Source organism: [Clostridium] aminophilum DSM 10710, assembly GCF_000711825.1.
GTDB classification, from domain to species: Bacteria; Bacillota; Clostridia; order Lachnospirales; family Lachnospiraceae; genus Clostridium_R; species Clostridium_R aminophilum.
This window is the reverse complement of the sequence record NZ_JONJ01000010.1, coordinates 47,339-64,073: the sequence shown is the minus strand read 5'-3', so window position 1 is coordinate 64,073 and position 16,735 is coordinate 47,339. Positions and strand designations below refer to the sequence as shown.

General features: G+C 54.5%; 15 protein-coding genes and 1 riboswitch. Of the genes, 4 read left to right on the top strand and 11 right to left on the bottom strand.

Translation table 11 applies throughout. The annotated features are described in order from the left end of the window. Nucleotides 1–198 precede the first annotated feature (198 nt). Nucleotides 199–2,205, top strand: a complete 2,007-nt coding sequence (locus tag BR86_RS0108370; protein ID WP_031472985.1) for an autotransporter outer membrane beta-barrel domain-containing protein — start codon at nucleotides 199–201, stop codon at nucleotides 2,203–2,205. 131 nt (nucleotides 2,206–2,336) lie between these two features. Here BR86_RS0108370 and ribH read toward each other — a convergent pair whose 3' ends face one another. The 5 genes from ribH to BR86_RS0108345 form a co-directional block, all read right to left on the bottom strand. Next, entirely contained in the window at nucleotides 2,337–2,813 is a 477-nt protein-coding gene (gene ribH / locus BR86_RS0108365) for a 6,7-dimethyl-8-ribityllumazine synthase (protein ID WP_031472983.1), read from the bottom strand. Nucleotides 2,814–2,971: 158 nt separating this feature from the next. After that, on the bottom strand, nucleotides 2,972–4,243 hold the full coding sequence (locus tag BR86_RS0108360; protein ID WP_051684698.1) for a bifunctional 3,4-dihydroxy-2-butanone-4-phosphate synthase/GTP cyclohydrolase II: 1,272 nt from the start codon (nucleotides 4,241–4,243) through the stop codon (nucleotides 2,972–2,974). A 45-nt stretch (nucleotides 4,244–4,288) separates the two neighbouring features. After that, nucleotides 4,289–4,969, bottom strand: coding sequence for a riboflavin synthase (locus BR86_RS0108355; RefSeq protein ID WP_031472979.1), 681 nt, complete (start codon nucleotides 4,967–4,969; stop codon nucleotides 4,289–4,291). Then, the gene (gene ribD, locus BR86_RS14660) at nucleotides 4,950–6,218 is read right to left on the bottom strand and encodes a bifunctional diaminohydroxyphosphoribosylaminopyrimidine deaminase/5-amino-6-(5-phosphoribosylamino)uracil reductase RibD (protein ID WP_038288298.1); all 1,269 of its coding nucleotides are present in this window, start codon (nucleotides 6,216–6,218) and stop codon (nucleotides 4,950–4,952) included. Before ribD ends, BR86_RS0108355 begins: the two co-directional genes overlap by 20 nt. A 245-nt stretch (nucleotides 6,219–6,463) precedes the next feature. Next, nucleotides 6,464–6,578, bottom strand: a riboswitch (FMN riboswitch). 72 nt (nucleotides 6,579–6,650) lie between these two features. Further along, entirely contained in the window at nucleotides 6,651–6,950 is a 300-nt protein-coding gene (locus BR86_RS0108345; protein WP_051684693.1) for a phosphopantetheine-binding protein, read from the bottom strand. Between the two features lie 153 nt (nucleotides 6,951–7,103). Between BR86_RS0108345 and dapF (BR86_RS0108340) the strand changes: the two genes are divergently transcribed. The 3 genes from dapF (BR86_RS0108340) to BR86_RS0108330 are packed head-to-tail and all read left to right on the top strand — an operon-like array spanning nucleotide 7,104 to nucleotide 9,530. Continuing rightward, on the top strand, nucleotides 7,104–7,967 hold the full coding sequence (gene dapF, locus BR86_RS0108340) for a diaminopimelate epimerase (protein ID WP_031472973.1): 864 nt from the start codon (nucleotides 7,104–7,106) through the stop codon (nucleotides 7,965–7,967). Nucleotides 7,968–8,016: 49 nt separating this feature from the next. Further along, on the top strand, nucleotides 8,017–8,820 hold the full coding sequence (gene dapF / locus BR86_RS0108335) for a diaminopimelate epimerase (RefSeq protein ID WP_031472971.1): 804 nt from the start codon (nucleotides 8,017–8,019) through the stop codon (nucleotides 8,818–8,820). Nucleotides 8,821–8,849: 29 nt separating this feature from the next. After that, a complete protein-coding gene (locus BR86_RS0108330) occupies nucleotides 8,850–9,530 on the top strand; it encodes a cytidylate kinase-like family protein (protein WP_051684692.1) in 681 nt (226 codons plus the stop codon). A 430-nt stretch (nucleotides 9,531–9,960) separates the two neighbouring features. On the opposite strand, the gene ltrA is transcribed toward BR86_RS0108330, so the two are convergent. From ltrA to trpD, 6 genes are all read right to left on the bottom strand, one after another. Next, on the bottom strand, nucleotides 9,961–11,358 hold the full coding sequence (ltrA, locus tag BR86_RS0108325; protein WP_031472967.1) for a group II intron reverse transcriptase/maturase: 1,398 nt from the start codon (nucleotides 11,356–11,358) through the stop codon (nucleotides 9,961–9,963). Between the two features lie 515 nt (nucleotides 11,359–11,873). Next, a complete protein-coding gene (trpA, locus tag BR86_RS0108320) occupies nucleotides 11,874–12,647 on the bottom strand; it encodes a tryptophan synthase subunit alpha (protein WP_031472965.1) in 774 nt (257 codons plus the stop codon). A gap of 94 nt (nucleotides 12,648–12,741) precedes the next feature. Next, nucleotides 12,742–13,932 (bottom strand): tryptophan synthase subunit beta, encoded by a 1,191-nt coding sequence (gene trpB, locus BR86_RS0108315; protein WP_031472963.1) that lies wholly within the window; start codon nucleotides 13,930–13,932, stop codon nucleotides 12,742–12,744. Further along, on the bottom strand, nucleotides 13,929–14,597 hold the full coding sequence (locus tag BR86_RS0108310) for a phosphoribosylanthranilate isomerase (RefSeq protein ID WP_051684691.1): 669 nt from the start codon (nucleotides 14,595–14,597) through the stop codon (nucleotides 13,929–13,931). Before BR86_RS0108310 ends, trpB begins: the two co-directional genes overlap by 4 nt. A gap of 10 nt (nucleotides 14,598–14,607) precedes the next feature. Then, the gene (gene trpC, locus BR86_RS0108305) at nucleotides 14,608–15,405 is read right to left on the bottom strand and encodes an indole-3-glycerol phosphate synthase TrpC (protein WP_031472960.1); all 798 of its coding nucleotides are present in this window, start codon (nucleotides 15,403–15,405) and stop codon (nucleotides 14,608–14,610) included. 167 nt (nucleotides 15,406–15,572) lie between these two features. Beyond that, a complete protein-coding gene (trpD, locus tag BR86_RS0108300; RefSeq protein WP_031472958.1) occupies nucleotides 15,573–16,595 on the bottom strand; it encodes an anthranilate phosphoribosyltransferase in 1,023 nt (340 codons plus the stop codon). Nucleotides 16,596–16,735: the final 140 nt, after the last annotated feature.

Genomic DNA, 16,735 nt, shown 5'->3' with positions numbered 1-16,735 from the left:
CTCGCCGACGCCAACGCCCCGGTGAGTCCCTGGAAACTGCCGCTAAGCAAGCCGAAACCCACGCTTACATGAGGCCCTGGCGACTGTCGCTAAACGCCAAAAAAATATCTTCTACTAAGTTATTTTTTTCGTAAGATTGTCGTAATAAACCTATATATATTTTGAAACGTGAACATTCAAAAAAAAGGAGGTATATGCATGAACAAACGACTTACCGCAGGCATAACTGCGGCCGTGTATTTTACCATGTCCGCAGTCACACCGGTATTTGCCGACATTGACCCCACCGGTCCGGTTAACGTGGTCAATGATTCTCCCACCATAGACCGCTCTGTCAACACAGACAGCAGCACGGGTGTGAGTATACAGGCAACAGATCAGTTAGATAAGGACATGAGCGTTCAAGTAACCGGTAATGTAACCGTGACCAATCAGCAGGACGAAGGCACCGTCACCGGCGTTGAGGTCACCAACACCAGCGATGCTAACGACGTCGACCGGATTGGCGTCACTATCGGTAAGAGCAACGAAGAGACCCCTCACTCCGGCGGAAATATAACGGTTTCTGCCACGGGAGGCAATTTCAATACAAACGGTGTAATGCTGAACAACGCCGGCGAAGGTAATGTCGCAGTAACCACCGGCAACATCAACGTCTCATCTGCCGGAAAAACCACTTCCGTCGGCGCTTCCGTAACGACAACAACCGATTACAGCGATTTATACGTTGACGGCGGAATTACCGCCACCGGTGTGAACGGAAATACCACAGGTCTCGAAGTCAACAGCAGAACAGATTCTGAATACAATTATCCGAATGCTTACGTGCTCGTCGATGGCAATGTCTCCTCAACCTCGGAAGGCGGAATGGCAACCGGTGTGGATATGACATCGGTCAATTCCGGTCACGCAAGCGGCGTGCAGATCTTAGGAACGGTCGAAGCTACGTCTACCAAAGGGGCCGCAACCGGACTGGATCTCAAAACCAATAACGGTGGAATTCTCGCTACCATCGCGAACGGCGTCGAAGCCATATCAACAACAGACTCAGCCATTGGCGTGGACATGAACTCAGTAAATGGTTACATCGATACCTTTGTCGGTGAAGGCGGTGTATATGCGGAAGGTCTCCGCGCCGTCGGCGTAAATGCAGACATTGACGACGCCGGCTCCCTCCTGTTGTTCCGGACAGGCGGCGGTATCTATGCATTCGGTGATGAAACCAGTGCAGGTATCCAGATCAGCCCCATCGATTCTCCGATGGATACCTCGGGCTCCACTTTGGCGATGCAGATCGCCGGAGACGTAAAAAGTTCCGGAACCGGCATCATGGATCTGACAACCGCGGAAGGTTTTACCTCCGACATCGTCATTGAGGGAACGCTGATCGCCGATAATGGACCTGCGGTTTCCGTCATGAGTGACTCGAAGTCTTCCCTGAATCTCACTGTCTGGAAGATTGAATCCGGAACCGATTCTCTGATTGCGGAGAAGACATCAAGCGGTTATGCTGCCACCGAAGCAACCGAAAAACTGGAAAAATCCATCGACTACATTCTGAAAGTCGATCCGGATTGGACGGATTCGGTTTCTTTCACCTCTGCCAATCAGAAAGAAAGCAAGAACGGTTCCGTCTACTCCGTCGGCAAAGAGGGCGAGAAAGTTGCTGTGAAACTCAATATTCCGGAAGGATACTATGTCACTTCCGCTTACAGCGACGCAGACCAGACCGTTTCCCTGAAGCGTGACACGAACGGCGACTACTACCTCATCGTTCCGAAGGGCGGCGGCGTCATGATCAGCATGTCCCTTGCCCTGATCCCCGACACCAGTGACAGTAACGGCGGCGAAGGCAATGGCGGTGACGGCAATCCGCCGGCATCCGGCACAACCGGTGCAACCGGAACTGCTTCTGCTGACAGCATCATCGCCAGCGGAACAGAATGCTCCTATACCTTCGGCGAAGGCAAGAGTTCTGTCACATTCTCCGCGGAAGAGATGAAGAACATCCTCACCGCAGAATATACTGACATGACCTTCCGGACCTCAGCGGGACAGTTTGTGATCACTGCTGCCGATCTCAATGAACTGCTTGCGAAATACGGAACACTTCGTTTCGCAATCCGCAACGGTCGTCTGGCGATCTTTGCAGATAACGGATATTCACCGGTCATGACTCTTGATCCGGCAGGCGCTGCTGTTTAAACGACAGCAACTTCAAGATCAACCGCTGATGTTTGATGCGCAACAACTTCTACATCAAACGCCGACATTCGGAGAACTCCGTCCCGCGGGACGGAGTTCTCTTTTTTATCTCTTTTTTTCTCTTTTTTATCTTATCCGATCTGCCGGATCAGGTTCACCATCTCGATGGCGGAGAGCGCGCAGTCAAAGCCCTTGTTTCCTGCCTTGCAGCCCGCTCTCGCAATGGCCTGCTCAATATTCTCCGCCGTGACCACGCCGAAGAGAGTCGGCACGCCGGTGGTCAGCGCAACCTGCGCAATTCCCTTTGAGGCTTCATTACACACATAGTCGTAATGCGATGTCTGTCCGCGGATCACTGCCCCGACGCAGATCACCGCGTCAAATTTGCCGGACTGTGCCAGTTTCATGGCAATTACCGGAAGTTCAAAGGCTCCCGGAACCCAAACAGCCGTGATGTGGTCTTCCGCCGCCCCATGACGGACCAGCCCGTCCACAGCCCCGTCCAGAAGTTTTCCAGTGATCACCTCATTGAAGCGGGACGCCGCGATGGCGACACGCATTCCCTCCGGTGCGACAACATTTCCCTCCATCATCTGAATATTTCTCATTGGTTTCTCTCCTCTTCTTTTTTACTCTTCCTCAGTAATCCTTTTCAATATCTCAGAACGTCAGTTGTTGTGCGCGGAACGGACCGTCAGATTCCAGAGCAGCGCACCATATGCTGACGTTTTCTTTTCCATACCGGTCTTCGCCTTTTCCTGTCTGATCAGCTCATCTCTCCGGTTACCGGAAGCTGTGTCAGCATATGTCCCATCTTCGTCTTCTTTGTCATAAGATATCGGTAATCGAATTTCTGCGGTTTCGCCTCGATCGGCACTCTCTCGTCAATTTTCAGCCCGAATTCTTCCAGACGGTACACTTTGTCCGGATTGTTGGTGAGGAGCCGCAGAGACTTGCAGCCGAGGTCCCGCAGGATCTGCGCTCCGACCCAGTATTCGCGAAGGTCCGGCGCAAATCCGAGGCGGACATTGGCCTCCACGGTATCCATTCCCTGTTCCTGAAGCGCGTAGGCCCGGATCTTATTGATGAGACCGATTCCTCTTCCCTCCTGCCGCATATAGAGGATCACGCCCCGCCCCTCCTGCTCCACCATCCGCATCGCACGGTGAAGCTGCTCTCCGCAGTCGCAGCGAAGAGAGCCAAAGGTATCACCGGTCAGGCACTCGGAATGCACGCGGCAGAGCACGTGTTCCCCTTCGCCGATTCTGCCCTTGACCAGCGCCACATGGTGTTCTCCGGTAATGTCATTGATATAACCGTACATCCGGAAATCCCCGTAAATCGTTGGAAGATGGGCCTCCGCCTCCCGCACCACATGTTTTTCGTGAATGCGGATGTAATCCTGAAGCTCGCGGATGGTGATGAACACCAGGTTCCGTTCTCTTGCCATCTCCCAGAGTTTCGGCGTCCGCATCATGGTGCCGTCCTCATCCATTACCTCGCAGCACACGCCGCATTCCGTGAGTCCCGCAAGGCGCAGAAGATCCACCGTCGCCTCCGTATGGCCGTTTCGCACCAGAACACCGCCCTTTCTCGCCACCAGCGGAAAGACGTGTCCCGGCCGCCGCAGATCCTCCGGCCGGGTACCCGGCTCCGCGCACCGCAGCATGGTAAATGCTCTCTCTTTCGCCGAGATCCCGGTGGTCGTCTCCCGATGGTCGATGGATACGGTAAATGCGGTCTCATGATTGTCCGTGTTCTCCGAAACCATGGGCGGAAGACCAAGTCTTGCCGCGTGTTCCGCGCTCATCGGTGTGCAGATCAGACCCTTTCCGAAACTTGCCATAAAATTGATATTCTCCTGCGTCGCAAACTGTGCCGCACAGATCATGTCGCCCTCATTTTCCCGGTCCGGATCATCCGTGCAGAGAATGACTTCTCCGCGCCGCAGCGCCTCCAGCGCCTCCTCAATCCGGTTGTAGCGATATGTTGCCTTTTTTTCTGCCGATTTTTTGGTCAAAAATGTTTCCTGCTTCATGTTCCTCCGCTCTTCCTTTCGTTTCATCCGTTTGAGTTACCTCCGTCAAAACCCGTACTCCTTCAGCATTTCCATTGTGAGCGTGCTTCCGCCCTGATACGTTTCTTTCCCTCCGGAGACTCCGCCCTCCGCAACCGCCATGGGTTTCAGCAGTTCCTGTACATATTTTCCGACGATGTCATACTCGAGATTGACCGTTTGCCCTTCCGCCTTTTCCAGAAGCGTTGTTTCTCCCCCCGTATGGGGGATCACGCTGACGGAAAAAGAGTTCCGGTCTTTTTTCGCCACAGTGAGACTGATTCCGTCGATCGCCACGGACCCTTTCTCCACAATCAGCATGAAATCTCTATCCTTCGGTTCGATTGTCACCCACACCGCGTTTTCTTCTATTCGCCTTCCGGTGATCACACCGGTGCCGTCAATGTGGCCGGTCACGATATGGCCGCCAAATCGCCTTCCTGCTGCCATTGCCCGCTCCAGATTCACATACTGCCCCGGCAAAAGCGTTCCGAGGGAACTTCTCCGCACGGTCTCCGCCATGACGTCGGCGCGAAATCCGTCCGGCCGAACTTCAAACGCGGTCAGGCAGACGCCGTTCACGGCAATGCTGTCGCCGACCTGCACATCGTCCATAATCCCATGCGCTTCCACATCGATGACACCGGAATTGCCGCGGAGTTCCATCCGGCGAATCGTACCGGTTTCCTCAATGATCCCCGTAAACATCGTCTTCCTCCTTTACGCGGTAACGGATAAAGAAGTCATCCGCAAAACGCCGGATTTCCATGATCTCCAGTTTCCACGCCTCCTCCGGAAGCGCGACGCCCTCGCCCTCCATCGGCGCATGTCCCCGCCCGCCGAAAAGCTTCGGCGCGATAAAGGCGTCCGCCTCCTGAATGATCCCCTCGCGGAGTGCATTCGCGGCCAGCGTTCCGCCGCCTTCCAGCAGGATGCTGTCGATCTCCCGTTCCGCCAGCCGGGCCATCAGCGTTTTCAGATCCGGCCGGCCCGTTTTCCGGTTGACCGGAATCCGCAGAACCGTGATTCCCGCACGGCGTAATGCATTCTCTTTTTCCTTCTGTTCTTCGGAAGGGTCTGCCGGCACGATATTCCCTTCCTCCGCTGCATCCCGGTCCTTGTCTTCCGGCACAGTATTCCCCTTCTCTGCTGCATACCGGTCCTTGTCTGCTGTCACAGTCTTCTCATCCCCGGACGCACTCCGTTCCGCTGCGCAGACAATCGTCGGATATTCTCCCGCGGTCCGCACGATCCTGGAATCCATGGGAATCCTCAGCCGGCTGTCCAGAATGATCCGGATGGGATTCCGGAAGTTTTCCCCCTCCAACCGGCAGGTGAGCATCGGATCATCCGCCAGAACCGTTCCGATTCCGACCATGATGCCCATATTTTCACTCCGCATCCGCTGCACCAGTTCCCGGGATGCCGGTCCGCTGATCCATTTGGATTCCCCGCTTTGCACCGCCGTATTTCCGTCCGCCGTCATGGCGAACTTATACCGGACATAGGGCATCTTCTTTGTGATGTAGTGAAAAAAGACCGGATTCAGGGCGTCACACTCGTCCTTCAGAACATCCTCATACACGGTAATGCCTGCCTCCCGGAGTTTTTTCACTCCTTTGCCGGCCACCTTCGGATTCGGATCCCGGGATCCGATCACCACCGTCCGGATCCCCGCGGAGATCACCGCATCCGTGCAGGGCGGCTGTTTTCCCTGATGGCAGCACGGCTCCAACGTCACATAGAGCGCAGCGCCGTCCGCCGGTTCCGTAAGGCTGCGAATGGCCTCCCGCTCTGCGTGAAGTCCACCGTACCGCGCATGCCAGCCTTCGGCAAGAATCCGTCCGTCCCGGACGATGACGGCACCGACCAGGGGATTCGGATGGCAAAATGGATTTCCCTTTTTTGCCAGTTCGATCGCCCGACGCATAAATGCCGCGTCATATTCTGTTTTCATTGAGTTCCTTTCCTCTTCAGGGGATACATACCCGGAACCGGGCGGATGGAAGTGTATTGCCGGAACAAAGTCCGCAGGCAAATGTCGTTTTACCCTCCCCGGAGCACCGGGGAGATGCGGGAATCGTCTGAGCCGCAGAAGCGTTCCAAGACACCTCCCATAACACAAAACGCCCTGCAGTACAGCATACTGCAGGGCGAAATACACATCAAAAATCACGAAAGATACACCGATCTCTCATGTGCGACCATCTTCTTCCATCCAGACTTTACTGTCGGCCCCGGAATCTCACCGGATCATGCCTTTCGGCTCGCGGGCTTTACCGCCGGTCGGGAATTGCACCCCGCCCTGAAGATTATCAAATATTTTTATTTTCTGACCGAATTATACGACGGCAATCGGACGATGTCAACAAATCCACGACAAATCCGATCAATATTCTCTTCCGGAGAACCATCTGACCGGTTTCTCCGGGGCCGGAAGGTCCCGGTACATCCGGATGGCGTCCATCAGATCCCGAACGGTAATCAGCGTCTCCGCCAGTTCCGTCGGAAGCATTGTCCCGAAGGTCTCGTCCGCTTCCGTCAGGATCATTGCCATGTCAAAGGAATCCGCGTACAGGTCTTCCGTAAATACCGTATTCTCCCGTATCCCCTCCGGATCAATCTCCAGTGCTCTGCCAATGGCTTCGGCTACCTCTTTCAGCTCCGGTTCCGCTTTCATTTCTTTCATTTGTCTGTCCTCATTTTTCCTGTTTTGACCGCTTTCTATTGTATCATCTTTTCGCCTGTCAAAATACGGATTATATAGTTTTTTTCCAACAATTCGGATATAATACAAAGAGGTAATGACGATTTTTCAGCATGAAGACAGGAGTGATTCGACATGGAACAGTTCACCATTCAGAAGTATCACTGCATGGGTAATGACTATCTGATCTACGATCCGGCCCGCAACAAAATGGCGCTCGGTCCGAAGGCCATCGCAAAACTCTGCGACCGCCATTTCGGCATCGGTGCCGACGGTGTTCTGGTTGGACCGTGTTTTGATAATGACCGCCTCGGCGTCAAAATCTACAATTCAGACGGAAGCGAAGCGCCGAAGGGCGGAAACGGTATGGCAATCTTCGCGCGGTATCTCCGCGACCACGGATATGTTGAGAAAAACACGGCATCTTTTGATTCCGCCTCCGGTGAGGAGACCGTTGTCTACGAAAACGAGCAGAACACGCGTCTCAAGGTTTCCATGGGAAAACCGACCTTCTGGAGCGATGAGATTCCGGTTACCGGAAGCCGCCGCGAGATCATCAACGAAGTCATGACCTTCGGCAGTATTCCGTATGTCACAACCTGCCTTTCTCTGGGCAATCCGCACTGCGTCATCTGGATGAATGACATTTCCAAAGATCTCGTATGCCGGATCGGACAGGTCTCCGAGACCGCACCGTATTTCCCGGAAAAGGTCAACACACAGCTGTTAAATGTGCTCGACCGCACCAATATTCAGATCGAGATCTTTGAGCGCGGTGCCGGTTACACCCTTTCTTCCGGAACCTGTGCCTGCGCGGCGGCCTGCGCGGCATACCGCATGGGTCTGGCAGACCGGAACATGTATGTTCATATGCCGGGAGGCACACTTCAGGTTGAAATCTCCGAAAACGGCGAGATCTTCATGATGTGCGATGTCGGATACACCGGTGAGATCACTCTCTCCAATGAGCTTTGCGAACAGCTTCGGGCGCTGGCCTGACCTTCGCCCGATGTTCCTTTGTTCCAGCAATACACAGAAAGGTTTTTCTATGAAATTTACAAAAATGCACGGATGCGGCAATGATTATGTCTATGTCAACGGATTCCGCGAACTGGTAAAAGATCCTTCCGCAGCGGCAATCCGCGTCTCCGACCGTCATTTCGGCATCGGTTCCGACGGCCTGATCATCATCCGCCCGTCCGGGATTGCAGACTGTGAGATGGATATGTACAACGCCGACGGTTCCAGGGGTGCCATGTGCGGAAACGGAATCCGCTGTGTCGGCAAATATGTCTATGATCATGGAATTGTCGACCACCCGGAAATCGATGTCGCAACCGGCTCGGGAATCAAGCATCTGAAGATGACCGTCGAAAACGGAAAGGTTTCTTCCGTCACCGTCAATATGGGCCAGCCGGAACAGACGTCCGAACTCGATGAGGTCATTTGCGTGGACGGAAAGGAATGGAAATTTACCGGCATTTCCATGGGCAATCCGCACGCCGTTGTCTTTGTGGAGGACCCGTGGACCATGGATCTTCCGAAGATCGGACCGTCCTTTGAGACACATGGGCGTTTTCCGGACCGCACCAACACGGAATTCATCCATGTGGTAGACCGCGGTCACATTGACATGCGCGTCTGGGAGCGCGGCTCCGGCGAGACACTTGCCTGCGGCACCGGTTGCTGTGCATGTGCGGCTGCCGCAATGCTTCACGGCGTTGTCGATGACAGGGTTGACGTAAAAGTTCTCGGCGGAACCCTCACCATCGAGTGGAACCGCACCGACAACTGCATTTATATGACCGGTCCGGCAACGGAAGTTTTCAGCGGCGAGATCGAAGGTCTGTAATTCTCGATTGATTCACAGGAGGCATTTCCATGACAGATAAAAAAGTGGTCATCACGATTTCACGTCAGTTCGGCAGCGGAGGTGCCGATATCGGCGCATTGCTTGCCAAAGATCTCGGCATCAATCTGTACGACAAGAGCATTCTCCGCATGACATCCGACGAGAGCGGCATCAAGGAAAGCTACTTCCATATTGCTGACGAGAAAGCCGGCAACCGCCTCCTCTATCGCATCATCGGAAGCATGGCGCCGGAGATCAGCCGCCCGTCCTTCGGATCCGATCTGGTTTCCGCGGACAACCTCTTCCGTTTTCAGTCCAATGTCATCCGCAGACTGGCGACAGAAGAATCCTGCATCATCATCGGCCGGTGCGCCAATTATGTTCTGGACGGCCGGGAGGATCTGATCCGGATTCATCTGAATGCCTCCTTTGAATTACGGAAAAAGCGTGTTGCTGCCATGAATCTCTATCTGCCGAATGAGCTCGACAAAAACATCAAACGCATTGACCGCGAGCGGCGCGACTACTATCGCTATTACACCGGCAGAAGCTGGGATAATCCGGAAGATTACGACCTTGTCATCCACACGGACAAAACCGGAATCACCGGTACCGTGCGGCTGATTGAGAATTATCTGCAGATTCTCGGCTATGATCTGGACCGGGATTTTCCGAATAACACTCTCGGCGGCAAAACTGCCGAAACTTGACGGAAACGCCATTTCGTAATAAAATGTGTGTAATCGTTGGAAAAATTTATTTTTTTCGATGAACGTGCAATAAAGACTGTGCTTTGTGCATTAACTTATTGAACGGTTATAAAAGCTTTCTTGACAGGTTTTTACGATGACGCATAATACCAAAGAAACCTCGAAATTCCAAACGTATTACTCCGTTTACGCGCGCCATCCGCGAAATCTGTTCAGGATCATCTCCCTTTAGGTATCCAACCAGTGCCTGCTCGGAGATCCGAAAAACACCCGGTCGTCTTCGGCTGGGTGTTCTTTTTTTACGCACGTAACGCGTTTTTTCGAGTTAGTGCATTCCCGCCTGCGCGGCAGCCGGGCCAATCGAGTAGGAGGGGGTGATTAGCCCCCGTCCTCTCACAGCACCGTACGTACCGTTCGGTATACGGCGCTTTCAATAGTTGACGTGCACTGACTGATACGCAATGGCTAAGTCATAGAAGCCTGAACGTATCAGTCTTTCTTTTGACAACGCTCGTTTTACCGTTGTCGTGTTGACCGTTCTCCAGTAGCCTTTTCGACTGTTAGCCGCCATGTGTGCATAGTACTCCTGTATCCCAAGGTTTATGAGATGCCGTTTCTTAGTCCTTGGCAGTTTCCACTGCTTCCAGATGCACATGCGGATCCGTCGGTACAGCCATCCGTTGAGATCATCGATCGGATTCTTCATGCTTGCGATTCCGTAGTAGTTCATCCACCCTCTGACATAGACCTTGATCTTTTCCAGGCTTGGTCTGATGCTCTGACAGCGTCTACGGGAAGAGTATTCGCGCAGATGGTCTTTGAACTTCTTCATCGACTTCAGATGAACGCGGACATATATTCCTCCGCCATTCCTTCCCAGTGCAAAACCGAGATATTTAAAATTTCGGATCGCAAACACGCTGACGACACGGCTCTTCTCTTGGTTCACTTTTAACTTCAGGGTTCCTTCAAGATACTTCGTGCTCGTCTCCAAAAGTCTCTTTGCGGCTCGTTCACTCTTCGCCAACAGGACGATATCGTCCGCGTAGCGGATGCACGGAACTCCCCGTTTCAGATACTCCTGATCGAACTCATTGAGGTAGACGTTCGCCAGCAGCGGGGAAAGGTTTCCTCCCTGTGGTGATCCCTCCTCAGTGTCGATGACCACTCCGTTTTCCATAACACCACTTCTGAGGTACCTCTTTACCATCTGAATGACTCGCTCGTCCCTGATCTCTTTCCGCAGAAGGTTCACAAGAATCTCGTGGTTGAGGGTGTCGAAGTATTTCGATAGATCGAGGCTTACTGCATGGGTGTAGCCCTGTTCCGCATACTCCTTCACCTTCCGAATGGCGTCTTTGGCGCTCCGTCCCGGTCGGTAGCCGTAGCTTCCGTCCGAGAACAGTGGCTCGTAGATCGGTATCATTTGCTGTGTCATGGCCTGTTGGATGGTACGGTCTGTGACGGTAGGAATGCCAAGCTTTCGCACCCCTCTGTCCGGCTTCGGAATCTCCACCCGTCTGACAGGCTTCGGCGTGTACTTGCCGCGTCTGATCCTGTCAACCAGTTCGTGGTTGTGTTCCCTCAGCCACTGAAGCGTCTCGTCAATGGTCATCCCATCGACTCCCGGCGCTCCCTTGTTTGCCTTCACTCTCTTAAAAGCTCTGTTAAGGTTGCCTTTTTCCAGTATCTTCTCCAAAAGATCCGGCTGTGCACTGTCCCTTTCCTTCCATATCCGGTTGAATGAGCGATGCGCTCTCACATACCCTTTGTGTTCCGCACTATCTCTTTGTGAGCAGCCATCATTGCTGATGTTTTCTGCATCCATGTGCGCATTCCCCCCCTTTCTCGGTCGTACTAAAGACTCCTACTGATTCGGCCCTTCACCTCTCGGCTACTATGGCCTCTGCTGACTTCTGCATGCTCAGCGCCGCCTCGTTTTCCTTGTGCGACGTTTACTCCTTTCGAAGCGTTCCATGCAGATCTCCCCGGGTACCACACGTTTCTTTCCCTCCACCTACCTGCCACATTTATCCCACATGATTCCGTGTAGTTATTGGGCTTCGGCTTGTGTTGCAGTCTTACCCTCATGCGTAACCTCATATGTGGTTTCTGTTCGTCAGGCCAGAGGTTTGCCCGTGGTTAGTCTGTTCCCACATCCGGCTTCCTTCAGATTCCATCTCGCGATGGACACCCTTGCCTTCGGCTATATCCTTCCCACTACCGGGCGGATTCGGGACTTTCACCCGTTAGAAAACGTGCGCCGCCGGGCGCACAACGAGCGAAAAGACGCAGGAACCATCAGCCGGTTCCTGCGTCTTTTTTACGCATGTGCTCTCTATCTTAGCGGTGTACTGCTTCCGCCATCCCTTTCACATATGCTCCAACATGTTCCGGCGCCTCTTTTCCGTACTGCGCGAGAATCTTGATGATCGCGGAGCCGACGATGGCGCCGTCCGACGCTTTCGCCATGTTTTCCGCCTGCTCCGGTGTGGAGATGCCGAAGCCGACTGCACACGGGACGTCGGTATTGGCCCGGACGATCTCCGTCATTTTCCCGATATCCGTCGTAATGTTCGTTCTTGTGCCCGTGACGCCGAGAGACGATACCATGTAAATAAACCCTTTCGCTTCCTTCGCGATCTGCGCGATCCGTTCACCCGACGTCGGCGCGATCATGGAGATCAGGTCAATCCCCTCGGCCGCAAACGCCGCGTCAAACTCATCTTTCTCCTCAAACGGAACGTCCGGCAGGATCACGCCGTCGATCCCGGCCTCCTTCGCCTTTGCGGCAAAGAGTTCCATTCCGTAGGAAAAAACCACATTGGCATAGGTCATATAGACCAGCGGAATCGCGATCTCCTCCCGTAGTTCCTGTGTCATTTGAAAAATATCGTCCGTCGTCACGCCGCCTTCCAGTGCTCTCCGGTCCGCCTCCATGATCACCGGTCCCTCCGCCGTCGGATCCGAAAACGGAATTCCGATCTCAATCAGGTCGGCACCGTTTCTCACCGCCTCGATGATCGCTTTCTTTGTCGTCGGAATATCCGGATCTCCTGCGGTAATAAACGCGATGAACGCTTTATGATCGTTAAATGCATTTCCGATTCTGCTCACTGTCTTCTCCTTTTTCTGCAATATCAAATCCTCTGCCGGACCGGCTCACACGGTATTCCGGCCGAGCCCTACTCACGGATCTCTTGAACGGTCCCTACTCACGGATCTCCTGCCCGCGGTATCTCGCGATCGCCGCGCAGTCCTTATCGCCTCGGCCCGAAACCGTGATCACAAGAATCTGATCCTTTCCCATGGCCGGTGCAATCTTCATCGCGTGTGCGAGGGCATGGGAACTCTCAATGGCCGGAATAATGCCTTCTGTGCGGGAGACATACTCAAACGCATCCACCGCCTCATCGTCCGTTACCGGTACATATTCCGCGCGGCCAATGTCGTGGAGATGTGCGTGCTCCGGCCCGATTCCCGGATAGTCGAGCCCGGCCGAAATGGAGTAGACCGGCGCGATCTGTCCGTATTTGTCCTGGCAGAAATAGGATTTCATCCCGTGGAAAATGCCGAGCCGGCCGGTATTGATGGTTGCCGCCGTCTCGAAGGTATCGATTCCGCGGCCCGCCGCCTCACAGCCAATGAGCTTCACACTCTCATCGCTGATAAAATGATAGAAGGTTCCGATGGCATTGGAACCGCCGCCGACACAGGCGATCACCGCGTCCGGAAGCCGTCCTTCCTTTTCCAGAATCTGTTCCTTGATCTCCCGGGAGATCACCGCCTGAAAATCGCGGACAATCGTCGGAAACGGGTGCGGGCCCATCACCGATCCCAGAAGATAGTGGGTATCGTCGATCCGGGAAGTCCACTCCCTCATGCACTCGGAAACCGCATCCTTGAGCGTCGCCGTCCCCGTCGTCACCGGAACCACGTCTGCTCCTAAAAGTTTCATTTTGTACACGTTGAGTGCCTGGCGCTCACAGTCGAGTTTCCCCATAAAAACCACGCATTCCATTCCGAGAAGAGCTGCAGCTGTCGCCGTCGCGACGCCGTGCTGGCCCGCGCCGGTTTCCGCAATCAGACGGGTCTTTCCCATCTTCTTTGCAAGCAGCGCCTGTCCCAGGCAGTTGTTGATCTTGTGCGCTCCCGTGTGATTCAGATCTTCTCTCTTTAAATAGATCTTCGCGCCGCCCAGATCCTTTGTCATCTTCTCCGCATAATATAACCGGCTCGGTCTTCCCGCATAATCGTTCAGAAGATCCTGCAGTTCTTTCCTGAACTCCGGATCATCCTTATAGCGGTTATACGCCTCTTCGAGCTCGTGCACCGCATTCATCAGCGTCTCCGGAATGTACTGTCCGCCGTGGATACCGAATTTTCCGTTGCTATTCTTCATTGATTTTCCCTCACTAAACTTTCCTCTCCGTCTGTTCCCTCTTTCCGACTGTACGTCCGAGATTTCCTGCGGCATGTCCGTGCCTCCCGGACAAAGGCTTCCATCTTCCGGGGATCTTTCCGGCCCGCCGTCTCCAGAAGGCTGCTGGCATCCACCACCGCGGCCCCGGTCTCCTGGATCGCCTGTGCCACATTGTCCGGTCCGAGACCTCCGGCCAGGAAAAACGGTCTTCTGCAGGACTGCAGGAGGGACCAGTCAAAGGTTTCTCCCGTACCACCGGCACCATGGTCCAGCAAAATGTAATCGGCAGGACTTTGTTCCGCCAGCCGGATGTCCGACTCCCGCTCAATCGCCAGACCGCGGATCACGCGGTATTTTTTCTGGAGCCGGCGGATCATGTCATTTCCCTCATGGCCGTGAAGCTGCACCAGATCGACGTGACAGTGTTCCGTCACATATTCGATCTCTTCCGGCGTGCTGTCCCGGAACACGCCCACCGACCGGATGCCCGTGCAGAGTTTTTTCCGGAGTTCTTCCGCTTTCTGCGGAGAAATGTACCGCGCAGAGGACCGTGCAAACACAAAGCCGGCGAAATCCGGCTTCAGACGGTTCAAGGCCCCGATCTCTTCCATCTCCCGTAATCCGCATATCTTAATCATAGCCATCGCTTTGTCCTCACTGTTCTTTTCCCCGAAGTCTTCGAAGCTCCGCTGCCGGATCTCCGGCCCGCATCAGCTGTTCTCCGATCAGTACCGCGTTCACGCCATTCTTCCGGAGTTCCTCCACGTCTTCCGGTGTCCGGATTCCGCTCTCCGCCACGAAGATCACGTCTTCCGGCGCCATTTCGCGAAGCCGGATGCTGTTGCGAATATCCACGGTAAAATCTTTCAGATTCCGGTTGTTGACGCCGATCACCCGGGCGCCGCAGCGGACCGCCATCTTCACTTCGTCCTCGTCATGCGCCTCGGTCAGTGCCGAAAGTCCTATCCGGTCACAGATGGCGAGATAGCGTTTCAGGTCCTCCTCGGCCGTGATGGAACAGATGAGAAGCACGGCACCGGCACCGAGAACCTTCGCCTGCCAGATCATGTATTCATCGACGGTGAAATCCTTACGGAGACAAGGAATTCCGACGGTCTCCGCAATCTCCTGAAGATACCGGTCCGCTCCCAGAAACCATTTCGGCTCCGTCAGAACGGAGACCGCCGCTGCCCCGGCCGACTCGTATGTTCCCGCAATCTCCCGGTAAGGAAAGTCCGGCGCGATCAGTCCTTTGGAGGGAGATGCCTTTTTGCACTCACAGATGAAGCGGATCTCTTCGCCCCGAAGCGCTTTTTCAAAGGCAAATGCTGCACTCCCGGTCCTGTCCGCCGCCTCAATGGCTCTTGCTTTCATCTCCGGAAGCGGAATTTCCCTCCGGTACGCTTCCACCCGTTCGGCCGCATGTTCTGCCAGTTTCTCTAAAATGTTCATACCCGCCCCCATCGCTGTTTCCGTACGTTTCTTCGACTCGTTCCCTCGATTCGCGCCTTCCGTTCGTTCCCTCGATTCGCGCCTCCGTTCGTTCTCTCGTTTCACGCCTTCTGTGCGTTCTCACGATTCGCTCTTTCCGTACGTTTTTCCGTTCGTTCCCTCAATGATCAGGAGTTTGAGCACTCCACAACCCGGTTCAATGTCTTCATTGCCTTTCCGCTGCGGATGAGTTCGTCCGCAAGCTTTACGCCGTCTCCGATGCTCTCCGCCTTTCCTGCCACAAAGAGGGCCGCTCCGGCATTCAGCAGCACGGCATTCCGCTTTGTTCCTGTGATTGTGCCGCCAAGGATTCCCTTTGTGATCTCCGCGTTTTCTTCCGGCGTGCCGCCGACCAGTTCGTCTTTGGTGCCGGAAGCCAACCCGAAGTCCTCCGGGCGAATCACACCGGTGCGGTAATATCCGTTCCGAAGCTCGCAGATTGTGGTCGGGCCGCAGGCGCTGATCTCATCCAGCTTTTCCTGTCCGTAAACCACCATCGCCCGTTTTACCCCGAGGGAATCCAGAACCTTTACCAGCGGCTCCACCAGATACTCGTCGTAGACGCCCAGAAGGAACATTTCCGGCCGGGCCGGGTTCGTGATCGGACCAAGGATGTTGAATACGGTGCGGAATCCCAGTTCCTTGCGGACCGGGCCGACGTATTTCATCGCAGAGTGATATTTCTGTGCAAACAGGAAGCAGAATCCCGCATCGTTCAGCATCTGCTGCGCCTTTTCCGGATCCTGCGCGATGTTGACCCCCAGCGCTTCGAGGCAGTCCGCGGTGCCGCACAGAGAGGACGCCGCGCGGTTTCCGTGCTTTGCCACCTTGACGCCGGCCGACGCAATCACCATGGCAGATGTGGTGGAAATGTTGAAGCTGTGCGCTCCGTCGCCTCCGGTCCCCACGATCTCCATCACTTCCATTCCCGGGTGCGGTACCGGTGTCGCGAGAGACCGCATCGCCTCCGCGCAGCCCGAGATCTCATCGATGGTTTCCGCCTTCGCCGACTTCGTGCTCAGTGCCGCAAGAAATGCGCCGTTCTGTGTCATGGAAGTCTCTCCGCTCATGATCTCGAGCATCACGGTCTTTGCCTCGTCATAGGTCAGGTCCTGCTTGTTTACAATCTTTTCAATCGCTTCTTTAATCATGGTCTTCCCCCTGTTCTGTCTTTTTTCAAACCGTTACTATGCTTCTTGCTCTCAAGGTGCGTTCGCGTTCCTTTCTTCCGCTCCTCGCTCTTCAAGATGCGTTTCGCGTTCCTTTCTTCTGCTTCTCGCTCTCAAGGTGC

Excerpts from the sequence above, each read along its gene's own strand:
- trpC (WP_031472960.1), bottom strand. The coding sequence starts at position 15,405 with ATGAACATTTTAGAGAAACTGGCAGAACATGCGGCCGAACGGGTGGAA.
- BR86_RS0108310 (WP_051684691.1), bottom strand. The coding sequence starts at position 14,597 with ATGGCTATGATTAAGATATGCGGATTACGGGAGATGGAAGAGATCGGG.
- BR86_RS0108355 (WP_031472979.1), bottom strand. The coding sequence starts at position 4,969 with ATGTTTACGGGGATCATTGAGGAAACCGGTACGATTCGCCGGATGGAA.
- BR86_RS0108330 (WP_051684692.1), top strand. The coding sequence starts at position 8,850 with ATGACAGATAAAAAAGTGGTCATCACGATTTCACGTCAGTTCGGCAGC.
- BR86_RS0108360 (WP_051684698.1), bottom strand. The coding sequence starts at position 4,243 with ATGAAGCAGGAAACATTTTTGACCAAAAAATCGGCAGAAAAAAAGGCA.
- trpD (WP_031472958.1), bottom strand. The coding sequence starts at position 16,595 with ATGATTAAAGAAGCGATTGAAAAGATTGTAAACAAGCAGGACCTGACC.
- BR86_RS0108345 (WP_051684693.1), bottom strand. The coding sequence starts at position 6,950 with ATGAAAGAAATGAAAGCGGAACCGGAGCTGAAAGAGGTAGCCGAAGCC.
- BR86_RS0108370 (WP_031472985.1), top strand. The coding sequence starts at position 199 with ATGAACAAACGACTTACCGCAGGCATAACTGCGGCCGTGTATTTTACC.
- trpB (WP_031472963.1), bottom strand. The coding sequence starts at position 13,932 with ATGAAGAATAGCAACGGAAAATTCGGTATCCACGGCGGACAGTACATT.
- ltrA (WP_031472967.1), bottom strand. The coding sequence starts at position 11,358 with ATGGATGCAGAAAACATCAGCAATGATGGCTGCTCACAAAGAGATAGT.
- dapF (WP_031472973.1), top strand. The coding sequence starts at position 7,104 with ATGGAACAGTTCACCATTCAGAAGTATCACTGCATGGGTAATGACTAT.
- ribH (WP_031472983.1), bottom strand. The coding sequence starts at position 2,813 with ATGAGAAATATTCAGATGATGGAGGGAAATGTTGTCGCACCGGAGGGA.
- dapF (WP_031472971.1), top strand. The coding sequence starts at position 8,017 with ATGAAATTTACAAAAATGCACGGATGCGGCAATGATTATGTCTATGTC.
- ribD (WP_038288298.1), bottom strand. The coding sequence starts at position 6,218 with ATGAAAACAGAATATGACGCGGCATTTATGCGTCGGGCGATCGAACTG.